Consider the following 15468-nt stretch of genomic DNA (forward strand, 5'->3'; position numbering starts at 1 on the left):
CCTAAGATTACAGTATTGACCAAATCGTTGATGCTACTTTTCACTCGTTCCGAAGTATCTGCCGTAACTTTTACTTCCAAACCTTGCGGAAAACGATCTTCTCTGTATTTATCCAATAAGGCTTCGATGCGTTCCGACACCGCAATCACGTTTGCTCCTGCACGCTTCACAACATTAAGAGTTACAACCGATTTGCCATCTAAACGAGCAAAATCTTGGCGTTCTTCGCTACTATCTCGCACGTCGGCTACATCACCTAAGCGAACAGTTGCTCCTGTTGAACTACGAATTTGAATATTTCGCATTTGGTCAACGTTACTAAATTCGCCTTTTACACGAATTGTTCGGCGAACATTATCTACATTTAGTTCTCCACCCGAAATATTTACGTTTTCACCTTGAATCGAACTTTGAATATCGTAGAAAGTCAAGCCTGCTGCTTGCATTTTATACAAATCAAGATTAATTTGTATCTCACGCTTTAATGTACCAACAATATCAACTTTCGTAATTTCAGGATATGATTCTATTTCATCTTGCAGTTGCTCGGCATAACCTTTCAATTTTTCAAGCGGGAAATTTCCTACTAAATTGATATTCATAATCGGAAACTCCGAAAAATTAACATCTTGTGCTGTAGGCCCACCGTCAAGCTTTTGTGGTAAATCACGCTTGGCTTTATCAATTGCATCACGTACTTTTTGCAAAGCTGCTTCTACTTTTACATCGGGGTTAAATTCAACCAAAATAACCGAAACGTCTTGTAAAGCATTCGATTTAATGCGTTTAACTCCCGAAATTGTCTTTAACTGCTTTTCTATAGGCTTGTTGATAACATTTTCGATATCGGCAGGAGTTGTTCCAAAATAAATGGTTTGAACATAAATCTGCGGTACTTTGATGTCAGGAAACTGCTCTTTTGGTAAGTTGAAATAGATCCCCAAACCTGCCATAAAAATCATTGCTGTAAATATATAGACTGTGGTTTGGTTATTGCCTAACCAACGAACCATGTTGTAGATTGCCCCACTTCCATGAGGTATATCTTGATGTTGTAAATTATCGTTTTCCATAATCCAAAACCTTTCTGAGGCTTTTATGATTGTTTAATGTTTTTTTTAATTGCCCTATTCGGGAGGGGTCGGGGGTTGAACTTGTTAAAAATTAACTGCCTGTCCATCAACTAAATCTTGATAGCCTTGAGTAATCAACATGTCGCCTGTTTGTAAACCCGATACAATTTCAATATCTCCATTATAAGTGATACCAGTAGTAACTTTACGGCTACGAGCCACTTTTTTTGAACCTTCCACAACTGCTAAATATACTATATCTCCCGCTTCGGTATGTTGAATATAATTTTGGTTAATGATAACTGCATTGCTTTTAGCTTGGTCATTAATATTCAAGATAGCAGTCATATTAGGCTTTAAATGGCTATCAATTTTTCGAATCGACGCCTCTACTACAAATGTTCTTGATGCAGGATTCACTGTTTGACCAACAAATGTCAATTTTGCCGTTGTTTCTTTACCTAAATCTGGAAATTTGACAATTACCTCGTCTCCTTGCTTAATTGTGCTTGCGTAAGTATCAGCTACTTGAGCCACTACTTTTAGGTTGTCCGAATTTACTACCCGCACAATTCCTAAACCTGGAGCTGCCATTTCTCCTGCTTTCATACGTACCTCATCTACGAAGCCACCTATTGGCGACACGACCGTAGTCATTGCTGTTTGAGTTTTGAGGGTAGAAATACGTTTTTCAAGTGCTTCAACATTACTTTTTGCTTGAATGTATTGAATCTCAGTACCAATTTTTTGATCCCAAAGTGATTTTTGTTTTTCGTAGAAAATCTTGGCTGTTTCTAACTGATAATCAATTTCTTGGAGCGATTGCTTCAACACTGCATTATCAATAGTTGCGATTGTTTGCCCTTGTTTTACATAATCACCTTCTTTTACATACAAACGTGTAATTGCTCCACCCATTTGTGGCGATACGAACATATTGTTTTTGGCATCAACTCTGCCTTGTATTTCAACAAAATGCTTAAAATTTTGGACTGCAATTGGTGAAACTGTTACAGTGATAACTTTCTCAACATCTTTCTTTGGGTCGAGAATATCAAGTTCTGCTTGTAATTTTTTGATACTTGCAGAAACCGTTTTTTCCTCAGCTTGAAGTTTGGCTAATTCGGCTTTTTTCTCCGATAGTTTATCACTACTACCTTTTGAGCAAGCTACTAAAATAACGAAAATTGATAATGTATAAAATGTATTTTTCATAAAATATATTGAATGATTGATTTAAATTATTGAATGACTGAATAAAGACAAATGCCTTATTCAAAATACTATTCATTGATAACGGCTTAATAGTGATTATAAACTAAACTTACTCTGCGAGCAATTTACCATTGGCTTTATCCAAATCAACTTTGGCAATAAGCAAATCATAAAGTGCGGCAAAATAATTAGTTTGTGCTTCTTTCAATGAAGATTCAGCGTTTATAACTTCGATATTTGTGCCTGCACCTGCTTGATATTTTATTTTTGAAACCCGCACAACTTCTTGTGCCAATTCCATATTGGCTTTTTGAGATTTCATGCTTTCTAAGCCATTTTTCAAACTGATAATGCCTTGAGTTGCTTGCAATTCAAATAATTCACGCAAATACGAAGCACTTTGATCAATTTTTGTAAGATTGATTTGATGTTGCTGAATCTGTAATTTCCTTAAACCGCTGTCGTAAATTGGTATTTGTAAACCTATACTCAATGCCGATGAACCAAACCAACGCTCGAAAGGATTGAATCGTGGGTTACTATGACCAGCCCCCAGCGAACCATTAAAAAACACTTTTGGAAAAACACCTTTTTCTGTGCGTTCCATGTCTAATGACGCCAGTTTTCGTTGCGTCATTAATGTTGAATATTCTATTCGATTTCCAAAATCTACACCTTGGTAATCAGGCAATTGTAAAATATTAATATCTGTTTCTGAGAGTTTATCTTTCAATACAATTGGCTCTTGTTGCTTCATTCCCATCTGGAATTTAAGTAAGCCGTAACTCAACTCTATCAAATTTCTTACTTTCTGAGTTTCAGTTACTAAATTATTGCGTTGCACTTGCAGGCGGTCAACATCTAATTTTTCGATAAAACCTTTTTCATTCATGATTTTCATTTCACGAAGAAGCGTATCTAAACGAGTAACATTCAAAATCAAAATCTTGCTTCTTTCTTCAGCAACCAATACCGAATAATAGGCTTTCATTATGTTTTCGGCAACTACAATTTTTGAACTCGCCACTGTTCTCTGAGCTAACTCACGATAAACAGGTGCAGCTTTAATTCCGACCAACCACGTAGCATCATAAAGTAACTGATTAAGGCTTACGCCCGCTTGCCCGCTCCACGGCACACCGAACTTAATCTTCATTACTTCGCCTTCTGCTGCTTGTGGATTGAAATTTTTGGCTGCAATTAGTGAAGTAGGTACAATCACGTTGGCAGTATATTGAAACTGCCCGTTTATTTGTGGTAAACCAGCCGCTTTTACTTGTTTGATGGTGTTTTCGGCAGAATAAATCTCCAGTTCAGCATTTTTTACGGTGAGATGATTTTTTATTCCGTAATGAACCGCCTCTTTCAACGAAAATGACTGCTGGCTATAAGCGGTGGATATAGTCAAAATCAAGAAAAATAAGCAAAACGCCGCCCGACGGAATGCCGTCCATATGTATTCTATTTTCATAATTATATGTAATATTTAATTTAACTCTTATTAATTAATAGACTTCCTGCGAAAGTGTTTTATGATTGAAAAATAGTAGATTTTCAAGCGAAAATTGAGGAAATTTTGAAAGCATAGCACCGCTACGGTTTAAAAATTTGCTCAATTTGTAGCCGAAAAGATGGTGTTTTTCGACTTAAAATACTTTCGCAGGAAGTCTACTGTACGAATTGCCTTATTTATGTGCTATAAATTATTCTGATTTTGTGTATTTTAGATAAATTTCTAATCCTTTTTCGGTTATAATTCCACGCAAAAAATGATTAATAAAGGCCAAATGCACCTCAAACTGCTTATACTTTTCGGGAGGAAAAATGCTCACATCAAAAGCAAAATCTATTTCTTCCATGCGTAGCCTTGATAAAATTTCGATATTAATATCGCTTCGATAAAGCCCTTGCTCAACCCCTTCTCGTAAATTTCGCTTGACTATTTCCAAAAAAACACTTTGTTTATGTTGCTGAAAAAGTTGCCAAGTTTTAGGGTGATATTTCTTCAAATCGTACAATACCATCGGGTTCAAAGTAGCTGCATGAGTTCGAAAAACTTCAATTTCCTTAAAAAACTCATCAATCGGATTTTCTGATTCCTTATAAATACGCTCACTTTCGGTCTGCTCACAAGTCATTCTGCTGCTTGCCACCTCGTGTACGATTGCATCTTTGTCTTCGAAATTTAGATAAATTGTTTTTTTTGAAATCCCCAATTCCGAAGCAATTTCGTCCATCGTAACACTACGAATTCCGAATTTACTAAAAAGTTCTTCGGCGGTATTCAATATACGTCCCCTTACTTCCATTTCTGTTCTTTAAATAATTCGAATCATCATTATCGATAGCTATATAACAGAAGAAACTATGGAAACTCTTGAAAGGTTCAAAGTTTTTATGATTTTTTTTAGATAAAAAATTAACAGTACAAAAATGAAAAAAAGGTAAATAAAATAAAAAACAAATCTGATGAAGTAAGTAATTCATCGTATGAAAGGGAAAATAGAGCATTTGAAGTCTATTTTAGTGATAAAACGCACACTATTGTATATTACAAAAAAATTATTTTTTTGTACTTTTCCAATACGATTATTTTAATACAAATCTTAAAAGTAAATTTTCAAGGAAAAGTTGTTTCAAAATTGTATTTTTGTAAACCATTCTAATTCTCTGCTTTCCTGTAATATTCTAACATTTTATAAATTAATAACCATTATTTGTCGTTAAGACAATTACCCCTGATGAGTTTTTATAAAAAATTTGTTTTCCCTTTTCTTACTCGCTACGATGCCGAGAAGATTCACTACACGATAATGGACATTCTCAAATTTGTCTGTAAAATTCCGTTCGTTCCAAGTATTTTGAGACTATTTTTTGAGAAAGAAGATACTCGTTTAGTAAGAAAAGTATTTGGTTTACGCTTCAAAAACCCTGTAGGATTAGCAGCAGGTTTTGATAAAAATGGTATTTGGACAGACGAATTGGCAAATCTCGGTTTTGGATTTATCGAAATCGGTACCGTTACTCCTCGTCCACAACTAGGCAATGATAAACCTCGACTTTTTAGGTTAAAATCCGACCAAGCACTCATCAACCGCATGGGTTTCAATAATGAAGGTTCATTAGAGGCAGCCAATCAGCTACGAAAAAGAAAATCTAAAATTATTATTGGTGGCAATATCGGTAAAAACAAAACCACCGAAAACGACGATGCCGTTTATGATTATTTGAAAGCATTTAACGACCTCTATCCTTATGTCGATTATTTTGTAGTAAATGTCAGCTCGCCCAATACCCCTGGCTTACGAGATTTGCAAGAAAAAGAGCCTCTAAAATACATTCTGAAAGTACTTGAAAGAGACAATGGAAGAAAATCAAAACCAAAGCCAATATTATTGAAAATCGCTCCAGACTTGACCAATGAACAATTGGATGATATTATAGAAATTATCAAAGAAACACGAACCTCGGGCGTTATCGCCACCAATACAACCATAAGCAGAGATGGCTTAGAAACTGATTATCAAGCTGTTAATGAAATTGGGGCGGGTGGTTTAAGCGGAAAACCCTTAACTAATCGCTCTACCGAAGTAATTAGGTATTTATCCGAAAAGTCAAATAAAGCATTTCCAATTATTGGTGTAGGTGGCATATATACTGCCCAGGATGCCATCGAAAAATTGCAAGCAGGAGCATCTCTCGTACAAGTTTATTCAGGATTTATTTATGAAGGCCCAGCAATCGTAAAAGAAATTTGTAAAGGAATCTTGAAAGAAAACACTAAAGTTAAATAATTGATTATAAATACATTACGAATAAAAAAGTATGATTCAGATTGCTGAATCATACTTTTTTTATTTTTTTGAAACCTTTTGATATTGAGTTTTGTATTACATGTATATACATATAATGTTGCTACATCATTAAAAATATTTCAAAAATTTAAATCAAAACAAACAATGGCAATCTGGACAATCGACCCAACGCACTCAGAAGTGCAGTTCAAGGTAAAACACTTAATGATTTCGACCGTAACTGGTACTTTTGGTACTTATGAAGGTAGCATTGAAACTGCAAATGATGAAGATTTTGTAGGAACAAGTGTAAATTTTTCGGCAGATATTGATAGTATCTCAACTGGACAAGAGCAAAGAGATGGACACTTAAAATCAGGTGAGTTTTTCGATGCTGAAAATTTTCCGAAACTATCTTTTGTTTCTACTTCAATGAAGAAAAAAGAGGGTGATTCTTATACATTAGAAGGAAATTTAACAATTAAAGGTGTAACAAAACCTGTGAGCTTGAATGTAGAATTTGGTGGAATAATGGGCGATTTCTACGGAAACACGAAAGCAGGTTTTGATATTTCAGGAAAAATCAATCGTCAAGATTTCGGTCTTACTTGGAGTGGCGTTACCGAAGCTGGTGGTATTGTCGTAAGTGACGAAGTGAAGTTAGTTTTCAATATTCAAGCTGCAAAGCAGAAATAAGTTTTGGTTGAAGTTGTAAAGTTAAAAAGGTAGCTGATTATCAGCATATTATACTCCTTAACTTTACAACTTTCTACTTTAAAACTAAAATCACAAGCTACTTGTTTTTCCTCCATCAACTGGAATACTCACGCCATTGACCGAAGCGGCAGCTGGCGAACATAGAAACGCAATGACAGCGGCTGTTTCTTGTGGTGTCGTAAATCGCCCAATCGGAATATCTTTTATTAGTTCTTGCTCAACTTCAGCAACTGTTTTGCTTGTTGAAGCAGCCCGCATTTCATTTACTTTTTTCAAACGTCCTGTTGTAGTATAACCTGGTAGCACATTATTTGTTGTAATACCAAACTTTCCCAATTCATTTGCCATTGACTTTGCCCAACTTCCCATTGCTCCACGAATCGTGTTCGACACGCCCAAGCCAACAATCGGTTGCTTCATTCCAACTGACGTTATATTAATTATTCGCCCGAAACCTGCATTTTTCATGCTCGAAACTACTGCTTGAGTCAATATTTGGGCAGAAATAACGTGTTCGTTAAATGTCTGAACAAATTGCTCAGGACTTGCCTCAATCACTGCTCCACCCAAAGGGCCACCAGTATTGTTTATCAAGATATGTGCTTCTGGATATTTGGCTAAAAAATTTTCAATCTTTGGCTTAATCTGATTAGTTTTTGAAAAATCAACAAGTAAATAGCGGTGTTTTTGACCTTTTTTCCGAGGTAATTCATCTAAAACCTCTTTTAATTTTTCTTCGTTTCTTGCAACAAGTATAATATTTGCCCCCAAAAGAGCCAATTCTATGGCAGTTGCTTTGCCAATTCCTTGTGTACTACCGCAAACGAATGCAGTTTTTCCTGTTAAGTCGAGATTCATAGCATTAAATTTTTTTTCTCAAAGTTACAATTTTATTGGTCGATTTGGAAAATCATAGAACAATGATTTGGCACTGTGGTTGGAAGTAGCGAATATTGCAATCAAAAAACTTATTCATGTACTTATCTGTTGTTTCGCCTGTATATCGGGCAGAAGAAATTATTGAACAATTAGTTTCTGAAATTCACCAAGCCGTTAGTCAAATAACCGATGCTTACGAAATCGTTTTGGTTGAAGATGGTAGCCCCGACCACTCATGGGAGGCAATTCAGCGGGTTTGTGTGCATGATACAAAAGTAAAAGGCGTAAAATTAAGTCGAAATTTTGGGCAACATGCCGCCATTACTGCAGGTTTGCAAATTGCACAGGGTGAATGGATTGTGGTGATGGACTGCGATTTACAAGACCGCCCCGACGAAATTCCGAACCTACTTGCCAAGGCAAAAGAAGGTTACGAATTGGTTTTTGCTCAAAGAGAAGTTCGGCAAGATGGATTTTTCAAAAAACTTTCTTCTAAGCTATTTTATAAAATTTTTAGTTATTTGACCGACACGGTGCAAGATAGTAGCGTTGCTAACTTTGGCATTTATCATCGAAAAGTTGTTGATGCGGTAATTGGTTTAGGCGATATTATTCGTTTTTTTCCAACGATGACTCAATGGGTAGGTTTCCGAAGAGCTTATTTACCTGTCAAGCATGACGAACGGGCTTCGGGAAAATCATCTTATTCTTGGAATAAGCTCATTGAGTTGGCATTTAATAATATCGTTTCTTTTTCTGATAAACCTCTTCGCCTGACAGTCCGCTTAGGTTTATTGATGTCTCTTTTTTCAGTTTTGTTGGGTTTGGCTTATTTGTATCTGTATTTTACCAATCAGATTGTACAATTAGGCTTTGCCAGCATCATTATTTCTATCACTTTCTTTTCGGGTTTAATCATTTTTATTTTGGGCATTATAGGTATTTATTTGGGTAAAACTTTTGAGCAAGTAAAAAATAGACCTGTTCATATTATTGACCAAAAATTAAACTTCTGATGATAAAATTAATGTGGGATAGTGCGTTCTTTGAAAGAAAAATAGGTAAATTAGCTATTTTAGTAGCAAATGAGGCTATTTTAAAAGATAATCTTATAAAAGCATTTGCCGAAAATTATGAATTAATTTACGTTTTTACTGAAAAAGATATTGAAATTCCTGATGAAATTCTTCAAGAATTCAATGGAAAGTTAGTTGATAGAAAAGTAACCTACACAGCAAAAATAGAGCAATTAAGTATAAATAAAAACGGCAACATCAAGGAGTTTTCGCAAGCAAAAGCAACCCCTGAACTCTATGAATTAGCTTATTTAAGCGGAAGTCATTCTCGTTTTAGGCTCGACGAAAAATTTGGAATAGAAAACTTCAAACGTCTTTATCGAGAATGGGTTGATAAGTCGGTGAGTCATGAAATTGCTCGTAGGATATTTGTCTATTCCAACAAAAAAATAGGTGGAATGGTAACTTTAGCTGTAAACGAAAGCAACGCAACAATAGGGCTTATAGCTGTTGACAGAGCCCTGCAAGGACATGGTATTGGCGTGGCGTTGCTTGATGCTTGTGTAAATTTTTGTAAAAGCGAAAAAATCTTAACTTTGGATGTGCCTACACAAATGGAGAATATACAAGCTTGTAGGTTTTACGAGAAGTATGGTTTTGAAGTAAAAGAAGTTGTGAATATTTATCATTTTTGGCAATAAAAAAGTCTCTCTATTAGCAAACAGAGAGACTTTTTTGTATTATTAACGTAAATGTTACATTAATTTTTCGACCTGCATATACCCCAATTCAACTGGCGTACTACGACCAAATATTTTTACACTTACACTTAGTTTTTTCTTATCTTCGTTAATTTCTTCAACTGCACCTTCAAAACCGCTGAATGGCCCGTCGATTACTTTTACATTTTCGCCTTTAGTAAATGATAACGATGAAGAAATATTTTCGCCAATAATCGTTTCTTCTTGAACACCCAAAATACGATTAATTTCTGACTGACGAAGAGGCTCAGGTGTCATGGAAGTACCATTGTTGCGACCTAAAAAGCCAATTACACCTGGCATACTTTTTATTAAGTGAAGCACTTCACCATTATTGAGGTCGGCATTGACAATAATATAACCTGGGAAAAAATTTTTCTCACGGATACGTTTTTTGCCATTACGAATGTCAGTAATTTTTTCGGTAGGAATTAAAATGGATGGTATTAATTCGTCCAATTTCCGTCGAGCTGCTTCGTTTTCGATGTAGGTTTTAATTTTCTTTTCCTGACCCGAAACTGCCCTCACAACGTACCAATTTATTTCGCTCATTATCGCAAATTTAGTATTGTTAGATTGATTGGTAGAACAAACGAAGACCGTTTTCGATTAAAAAATCAATTACACCCACCACTAAGGCGAAAATAAGTGATGCCACCAACACAAGTGTTGCACTTGATTGTAGCTCGCTCCATTTGGGCCATGTTACCTCTTTGGTGACTTCCTCCCAAGAGTTTTTGAAAAATTCTTGCATAATTTCTTTTTTATAAAATTGCACGGGCACTAAGATTCGAACTCAGATCAAAGGTTTTGGAGACCCGTATGCTACCATTGCACCATGCCCGTTTTTTATTCCAGTTTTTATTTTGGACTGCAAAGATAAGTATATTTTTTTTGTACACAAATTACTAAGACTAAAATTGTACCAAAAAAACATTTACGATTTACTATTTACGATTTACGAATGATTGGTTTCTTACAAATACATTCGTTACTACCTTATAATCAAGTTTTTAAATAACTCTACTAATTCTTCCTAAGTGGTAAATCGTAATTCGTAATTAACCTACCACTTTTACAATATGATTCTTTTTACCTTTACCAATCAATAAATATTTTCCTTGAAGTAGTGCTAAATCGCTAACTGGCATTTTTTCGTCTGTGATTTTTACTTTATTGATGCTTATGGCATTACCTTGCATGGCACGGCGAGCTTCGCCTTTTGATGCATAAACTTCGTTGTTGGTTATTATCGAAATTAAATCTAACACACTTGGGCATGATTGCCATGCTTCTTGTGAGATTTCGGTTTGTGGTACGCCATCAAAAATATTGGCAAACGTTTTTTCGTCTAAACTTTGTAAAGTTTCGAGCGTTGCTTTGCCAAATAATACTTCGGAAGCTTTTACTGCTAAATCATATTGCTCTCCGCCATGCACACGTATCGTAACATCTTTCGCCAATGTTTTTTGGGCAATTCGTAAGTGAGGTGCTTCGGCGTGTTGGGCTTCAATTGCTTGTATTTCTGTTTTTGATAAAAGTGTAAAAACTCTCAACAAACGAGGAGCATCAATGTCAGTTTGATTCAACCAAAATTGGTAAAAAGCATAAGGCGAAGTAAAATCTGGGTCGAGCCACACGTTGCCTGCTTCTGATTTGCCAAATTTTGTGCCGTCTGATTTTGTTACTAATGGCGTAGTGAGGGCATAAGCTTGATAAGTAACATCTTCTTCGTCACTTTCGCTGACCATTGCAATATCCATTGCGGCAGCCTCTTTTCTACGAATTAGTTCAGTGCCCGTTGTGATATTTCCCCATTGGTCAGAACCACCCATCTGAAGGCGAACATTCTTGTTTTTATACAACCAATAAAAATCATAGCCTTGCAATAATTGGTACGAAAATTCGGTGAATGAAATGCCCGTTGTCAAACGATTTTTTACCGAATCTTTCGACATCATGTAATTGACTGTCAAGTATTTACCTACTTCACGAAGAAATTCCAAAAAACCAATTTCTTTGAACCAGTCGTAATTATTAACTATTTCGGCTGAGTTTTCACCACAATCAAAATCTAAAAACTTGGCTAACTGTTTGCGAATACCATCTTGGTTTTCTCGCAAAATTTCTTCAGACAAAAACTGGCGTTCGGCAGCTTTTCCCGAAGGGTCTCCTACCATTCCAGTAGCCCCACCTACCAAAGCAAACGGCTTGTGTCCTGCCAACTGAAAGTGCTTTAGCAACATTATAGTAGCTAAATTACCAATATGCAACGATTTTGCCGTAGGGTCGAAACCAATATAACCAGCGGTCATTTCTTTGTTTAGTTGCTGTTCTGTGCCTGGCATAGCATCTTGCAACATTCCTCTCCAACGTAATTCTTCTATGAAATTCATAATAATAGTCAACGGTCAATAAATAAAATACTATTGACACTTTTTCAAGTCATTTATTTACAATTATGCCACGCTTTTATGGGGCGTGGCACAGATTATTTTTGCAAAAATAATCATTACTCATAGACGATTTGAAAAATCGTCGCACAAAATTATTTTTTCTTTTTATCGCCATGTTTTTTGTACCACCGATAAAAGTCGCTAAAATTATAAGTTGCCGAAAGTTGCAATGTGCGATTTTGAAAATTAAGTGGAATCACTGATTTATCGTCAAGCGTATAAGTTTTATTAGTTGTGTTGGTAAGACCATAAACATATCGAAAGTTTAAACTAAATAGATGAGCTGCATCAAGCATATCTATTCGCAGCCCGCCTACCATATTAAAATCAGTATTTTTCACTGGCCCATATTTAGTACCCGCATTGAGAGCAACGCCATATTCTGGCCCAACTATTAAATGCACATTTTTGGCAACTTCGTAGCCCAAAAGTATCGGTACGCTTACATATTGATAGTTATTTCGTAAAATAGTATTGCTTGTTTCAGCAAAATTTGACCCTGCTTTGAAACTTCCGCCTCTTACTTGATAATAAAGCTCAGGTTGAACACTTACTTTTTTAAGATTCCAACGATAGAAAGCTCCTACGTTTAAGTCATTTCTGAACTTACTTGTAATGTTTGTTTTGTTATTGATAATGGCCGTTTTTGAGTCGCCAGTACCTACTTTAAAACCGTATTGTGTAGCAAACCTGGTTTGAGCAAAACTGATAATGTTTACTAAAATTAAGATAGTGGTTAATATTTTTTTCATTGAAAATCTATAGTAAAAATAAAGTATGTTTTCTGTTAGAACGAAATTTGAAGCACAAAATTACGGAATCAAGAGCGAAGAATCACCATAACTTAGAAAACGAAAATTATTATTTAAGGCATAATCGTAAATTTTTTGCCAACTTTCGCCTACCAATGCCGCTACAAGCAATATTAGTGTTGAATCAGGTTGATGAAAATTTGTAATAATTCCTTTACAGATGCGGAATTGATAGCTCGGAAAAATAAAAATTTCGGTCTCGCCTATAAGTTGTTGAATATTTTTTTTGGTCATCAAACCAACAATTGCCTCAAGAGATTCTTGTGCAGTAAAGGTTTCAGTTCGATTGTATGGAAATAGTTTTTCGATGAAGAAATCTTCCTCTCCTATTAGTAATTTTACGCCAAACCAATATAAACTTTCGAGTGAACGCATCGAGGTTGTACCAACTGGAATTACAAAATCTATATTTCGTAAAAGATTGATTATAAACGATTTATCAAACACAATTTGCTCACAGTGCATCTTATGTTCGACTATGTTTTGCACTTTTATTGGCTGAAAAGTTCCTGCTCCTACATGAAGCGTAACGAAATCGTGCTTGATGTTTTTTTGAGCTAAATCCTCAAAAACTTCCTCTGTAAAATGCAAACCTGCCGTTGGTGCTGCCACTGCTCCATCTTTTTTTGAATAAACAGTTTGGTAAGTTTCATAATCTTTTTGTTCTGTTTCACGCTTGAGATAAGGCGGTAACGGAATTTGTCCAAAAAAGCCAACTATTTCGGCAAAAGTTAGGTTTTCGTTGTTCCATGAAAACTTTACGTAATTTTTTTCTTGGTCAATTAGTTCGGCGGTTAATTCTAATTCGATATCAAATACTCCAATTTTAGGGCAAATGTTATATGATCCAACATTATATGTGCCAACAATTTTCTCTTTAAAACGTTTTTTATTACCAATCATACAAGCCCAAGTACAAGTTTGGGTGGTTTCCATTACCTGTGAAACTATGTTTGAGGGAGCAACAGGATTTAGCAAAAAAACTTCTATCGCTACACCATTTTGTTTCTGAAAAAACAATCGTGCAGGAATTACTTTCGTATTGTTGAAAACCAAGAAGGTATTTTCGGGAAGATGATTTCTTAAAGTAGAAAACATGGCTTCTGAAATAGATAAATTCTTATATATCAACAACTTAGATGAGTCTCTTGGTTCTACTGGAAAGCGAGCAATTCGTTCATCTGGAAGTTGGTAATTGTATTTTTCTAAGTTTATATTAAGCATTTTTTGAAAATTCTACTTTAAACGCTGACAATTTAGCAAATTGCCATACTACTGTTCTTCTTTCTCAGGATTTGAATAAAGAATTTTGATAGGCAAAAAGAAAATAATAAACATTAAAATCACTAAACCAATAATGAGCAACCAGTTATAGTTCATGTCTAATTTTTGTCCATCGGTAGCATTAACACGTTTGAGTGCGACTAATGAAAAAATAATAAATGTATTGACCACCGCAACGAAAGCATTGAACCAGCCTTCGAGCAGAGCATTGAGCGACTCACGGTCATTTGCCCAAATACTTGTTGGGTTTAGTTTTGCAAAATCAATTTTTTTAACTTGAATTTTAAGTAAATTCAACAAGAAATTGAAGCCAATAATGACTCCAGAAGTGATATAAAAGAAAGTTTGTTTGTCGATAAAGCCATCAGGATTGCCATTTTCGTCGTGATGCACGGCAGCGTTGTCGGGCAAAGCAAAATAACAAGTTATGATAGAAATAACTAATATCGGCATAGATATTTTCCGCCAAAAATTAAAATAAACGTTTGATATAGACATGAAACTTGTAGAATTAAATTTGTAGAATTAAGAATATCCTATTTCTACTATTTTTCTTTTTAAAGAGTAACTATTGTTTTTATGAAAACATCACGTTCGATGTAAGTGTTTTCTAGTACAAATTTAGGTCAGAGATTTGAGAGAATTAGTTTTTTATTTAAAAAACTGTTTTTGAGTAAGCGATTTGTATATTTACAGCCTCATTTTTTACTTTCCACAAAGGCACTAAGATTTTGATTGTTAAGAAAATAGGGACTTTGTTCCTTCGTGCCTTCGTGGCAAAAAACAAAATATATTGCAGCATTCCATTTTTCACCTCGTTCTTTTTCATTTCTTGTCAAAAAGATACACCGCCAAAAGAGCTTACGAGAGGGATTTACTATTGGAAATCTGTTTTTAAATTAAGTCCGCAAGAGCAGCAAATGCTTGATTCATGCCACGTACAAAAACTTTATGTAAAAGCTTTTGATTTGGACTGGGATGTAGTAAAAAAGCAAGCAATTCCTAAGGCAAGTATTCGTTTTGAAAAGGCTTTTCCGAAAAATTTAGAGCTTATTCCAACGATTTTTATTACAAATCAAGTTTTGAGACAAATACCTGATAGTCAAATAGATAACCTTGCAGAATTTATTAATAATCATTTGACTTTAGTTTGGAAAAATACACTTTTTAATGAAATTCAGTTTGATTGCGATTGGACAATTTCTACACAAAGAAAGTATTTCAAATTACTTGTTACACTACGAAAACATTTCCCTAAAAAGCTATTTTCAGCAACCATTAGGCTACACCAAATTAAGTTTGCACACAAAACTGGCATTCCCCCTGTTGATAGAGGGATGTTGATGTTTTATAATATGTCGAACTGGAAAAAACCACAAATTCGTAATTCTATTTATGACCTTGATGCCGCTTCTCAATATTTAGGTATGCTCGACCAATATCCAATGCCACTTGATGTAG

General features: G+C 35.1%; 16 protein-coding genes, 1 tRNA gene and 1 pseudogene. 5 read left to right on the forward strand and 13 right to left on the reverse strand.

The annotated features are described in order from the left end of the window. From ACH2CJ_RS07570 to ACH2CJ_RS07585, 4 genes are all read right to left on the reverse strand, one after another. The coding region (locus tag ACH2CJ_RS07570) for an efflux RND transporter permease subunit (RefSeq protein ID WP_394991788.1) at positions 1 to 1013 on the reverse strand (1013 nt) is incomplete at its 3' end. A 144-nt stretch (positions 1014 to 1157) separates the two neighbouring features. After that, entirely contained in the window at positions 1158 to 2288 is a 1131-nt protein-coding gene (locus ACH2CJ_RS07575; RefSeq protein WP_394991763.1) for an efflux RND transporter periplasmic adaptor subunit, read from the reverse strand. Between the two features lie 109 nt (positions 2289 to 2397). Beyond that, a complete protein-coding gene (locus ACH2CJ_RS07580; RefSeq protein ID WP_394991765.1) occupies positions 2398 to 3759 on the reverse strand; it encodes a TolC family protein in 1362 nt (453 codons plus the stop codon). Positions 3760 to 3991: 232 nt separating this feature from the next. Next, complete coding sequence (locus ACH2CJ_RS07585; protein ID WP_394991767.1) at positions 3992 to 4597, reverse strand: TetR/AcrR family transcriptional regulator; 606 nt, start codon at positions 4595 to 4597, stop codon at positions 3992 to 3994. A gap of 432 nt (positions 4598 to 5029) precedes the next feature. Between ACH2CJ_RS07585 and ACH2CJ_RS07590 the strand changes: the two genes are divergently transcribed. Both ACH2CJ_RS07590 and ACH2CJ_RS07595 read left to right on the forward strand, forming a co-directional pair. Next, positions 5030 to 6082, forward strand: a complete 1053-nt coding sequence (locus ACH2CJ_RS07590; protein ID WP_394991768.1) for a quinone-dependent dihydroorotate dehydrogenase — start codon at positions 5030 to 5032, stop codon at positions 6080 to 6082. A 165-nt stretch (positions 6083 to 6247) separates the two neighbouring features. Then, complete coding sequence (locus tag ACH2CJ_RS07595) at positions 6248 to 6778, forward strand: YceI family protein (RefSeq protein WP_394991770.1); 531 nt, start codon at positions 6248 to 6250, stop codon at positions 6776 to 6778. A 90-nt stretch (positions 6779 to 6868) separates the two neighbouring features. Here ACH2CJ_RS07595 and ACH2CJ_RS07600 read toward each other — a convergent pair whose 3' ends face one another. Next, complete coding sequence (locus ACH2CJ_RS07600) at positions 6869 to 7657, reverse strand: SDR family oxidoreductase (protein ID WP_394991771.1); 789 nt, start codon at positions 7655 to 7657, stop codon at positions 6869 to 6871. 116 nt (positions 7658 to 7773) lie between these two features. On the opposite strand from ACH2CJ_RS07600, the gene ACH2CJ_RS07605 reads away from it, so the two are divergent. Both ACH2CJ_RS07605 and ACH2CJ_RS07610 read left to right on the forward strand, forming a co-directional pair. Continuing rightward, positions 7774 to 8694 (forward strand): glycosyltransferase family 2 protein, encoded by a 921-nt coding sequence (locus tag ACH2CJ_RS07605; protein ID WP_394991772.1) that lies wholly within the window; start codon positions 7774 to 7776, stop codon positions 8692 to 8694. Beyond that, complete coding sequence (locus tag ACH2CJ_RS07610) at positions 8694 to 9395, forward strand: GNAT family N-acetyltransferase (RefSeq protein WP_394991774.1); 702 nt, start codon at positions 8694 to 8696, stop codon at positions 9393 to 9395. Before ACH2CJ_RS07605 ends, ACH2CJ_RS07610 begins: the two co-directional genes overlap by 1 nt. Positions 9396 to 9449: 54 nt before the next feature. Here the strand turns inward: ACH2CJ_RS07610 and nusG are convergent, their stop codons facing one another. The 8 genes from nusG to ACH2CJ_RS07650 all read right to left on the reverse strand — a co-directional run bounded on the left by nusG (position 9450) and on the right by ACH2CJ_RS07650 (position 14836). Continuing rightward, positions 9450 to 10007, reverse strand: coding sequence for a transcription termination/antitermination protein NusG (gene nusG / locus ACH2CJ_RS07615; RefSeq protein WP_394991776.1), 558 nt, complete (start codon positions 10005 to 10007; stop codon positions 9450 to 9452). Between the two features lie 19 nt (positions 10008 to 10026). Next, on the reverse strand, positions 10027 to 10209 hold the full coding sequence (gene secE, locus ACH2CJ_RS07620) for a preprotein translocase subunit SecE (protein ID WP_188765738.1): 183 nt from the start codon (positions 10207 to 10209) through the stop codon (positions 10027 to 10029). Between the two features lie 21 nt (positions 10210 to 10230). After that, a tRNA-Trp gene (locus tag ACH2CJ_RS07625) sits at positions 10231 to 10301 on the reverse strand. 215 nt (positions 10302 to 10516) lie between these two features. Beyond that, positions 10517 to 11851 carry a tyrosine--tRNA ligase gene (gene tyrS / locus ACH2CJ_RS07630; protein WP_394991778.1) on the reverse strand — a complete coding sequence of 445 codons (1335 nt, stop codon included), beginning with the start codon at positions 11849 to 11851 and terminating at the stop codon, positions 10517 to 10519. A 152-nt stretch (positions 11852 to 12003) separates the two neighbouring features. After that, positions 12004 to 12663 carry a porin family protein gene (locus ACH2CJ_RS07635; protein ID WP_394991780.1) on the reverse strand — a complete coding sequence of 220 codons (660 nt, stop codon included), beginning with the start codon at positions 12661 to 12663 and terminating at the stop codon, positions 12004 to 12006. A 60-nt stretch (positions 12664 to 12723) separates the two neighbouring features. Continuing rightward, positions 12724 to 13947, reverse strand: coding sequence for an S-adenosylmethionine:tRNA ribosyltransferase-isomerase (locus ACH2CJ_RS07640; RefSeq protein WP_394991782.1), 1224 nt, complete (start codon positions 13945 to 13947; stop codon positions 12724 to 12726). 48 nt (positions 13948 to 13995) lie between these two features. Then, entirely contained in the window at positions 13996 to 14460 is a 465-nt protein-coding gene (locus ACH2CJ_RS07645) for a hypothetical protein (RefSeq protein ID WP_394991784.1), read from the reverse strand. 202 nt (positions 14461 to 14662) lie between these two features. After that, on the reverse strand, positions 14663 to 14836 hold the full coding sequence (locus tag ACH2CJ_RS07650; protein WP_394991786.1) for a hypothetical protein: 174 nt from the start codon (positions 14834 to 14836) through the stop codon (positions 14663 to 14665). Positions 14837 to 14927: 91 nt separating this feature from the next. On the opposite strand from ACH2CJ_RS07650, the pseudogene ACH2CJ_RS07655 reads away from it, so the two are divergent. Further along, a pseudogene (locus ACH2CJ_RS07655) lies at positions 14928 to 15468 on the forward strand (hypothetical protein); the annotation flags it as partial.

Origin of the sequence: Emticicia sp. (genome assembly GCF_043780375.1) — a bacterium.
Classification (GTDB): domain Bacteria; phylum Bacteroidota; class Bacteroidia; order Cytophagales; family Spirosomataceae; genus Emticicia.

Coding starts and splice junctions, on each gene's coding strand:
- ACH2CJ_RS07650 (WP_394991786.1), bottom strand. CDS start 14,836: ATGAAAAAGAACGAGGTGAAAAATGGAATGCTGCAATATATTTTGTTT.
- ACH2CJ_RS07645 (WP_394991784.1), bottom strand. CDS start 14,460: ATGCCGATATTAGTTATTTCTATCATAACTTGTTATTTTGCTTTGCCC.
- ACH2CJ_RS07585 (WP_394991767.1), bottom strand. CDS start 4,597: ATGGAAGTAAGGGGACGTATATTGAATACCGCCGAAGAACTTTTTAGT.
- nusG (WP_394991776.1), bottom strand. CDS start 10,007: ATGAGCGAAATAAATTGGTACGTTGTGAGGGCAGTTTCGGGTCAGGAA.
- ACH2CJ_RS07600 (WP_394991771.1), bottom strand. CDS start 7,657: ATGAATCTCGACTTAACAGGAAAAACTGCATTCGTTTGCGGTAGTACA.
- ACH2CJ_RS07640 (WP_394991782.1), bottom strand. CDS start 13,947: ATGCTTAATATAAACTTAGAAAAATACAATTACCAACTTCCAGATGAA.
- ACH2CJ_RS07610 (WP_394991774.1), top strand. CDS start 8,694: ATGATAAAATTAATGTGGGATAGTGCGTTCTTTGAAAGAAAAATAGGT.
- ACH2CJ_RS07590 (WP_394991768.1), top strand. CDS start 5,030: ATGAGTTTTTATAAAAAATTTGTTTTCCCTTTTCTTACTCGCTACGAT.
- tyrS (WP_394991778.1), bottom strand. CDS start 11,851: ATGAATTTCATAGAAGAATTACGTTGGAGAGGAATGTTGCAAGATGCT.
- ACH2CJ_RS07595 (WP_394991770.1), top strand. CDS start 6,248: ATGGCAATCTGGACAATCGACCCAACGCACTCAGAAGTGCAGTTCAAG.
- ACH2CJ_RS07580 (WP_394991765.1), bottom strand. CDS start 3,759: ATGAAAATAGAATACATATGGACGGCATTCCGTCGGGCGGCGTTTTGC.
- secE (WP_188765738.1), bottom strand. CDS start 10,209: ATGCAAGAATTTTTCAAAAACTCTTGGGAGGAAGTCACCAAAGAGGTA.
- ACH2CJ_RS07635 (WP_394991780.1), bottom strand. CDS start 12,663: ATGAAAAAAATATTAACCACTATCTTAATTTTAGTAAACATTATCAGT.
- ACH2CJ_RS07605 (WP_394991772.1), top strand. CDS start 7,774: ATGTACTTATCTGTTGTTTCGCCTGTATATCGGGCAGAAGAAATTATT.
- ACH2CJ_RS07575 (WP_394991763.1), bottom strand. CDS start 2,288: ATGAAAAATACATTTTATACATTATCAATTTTCGTTATTTTAGTAGCT.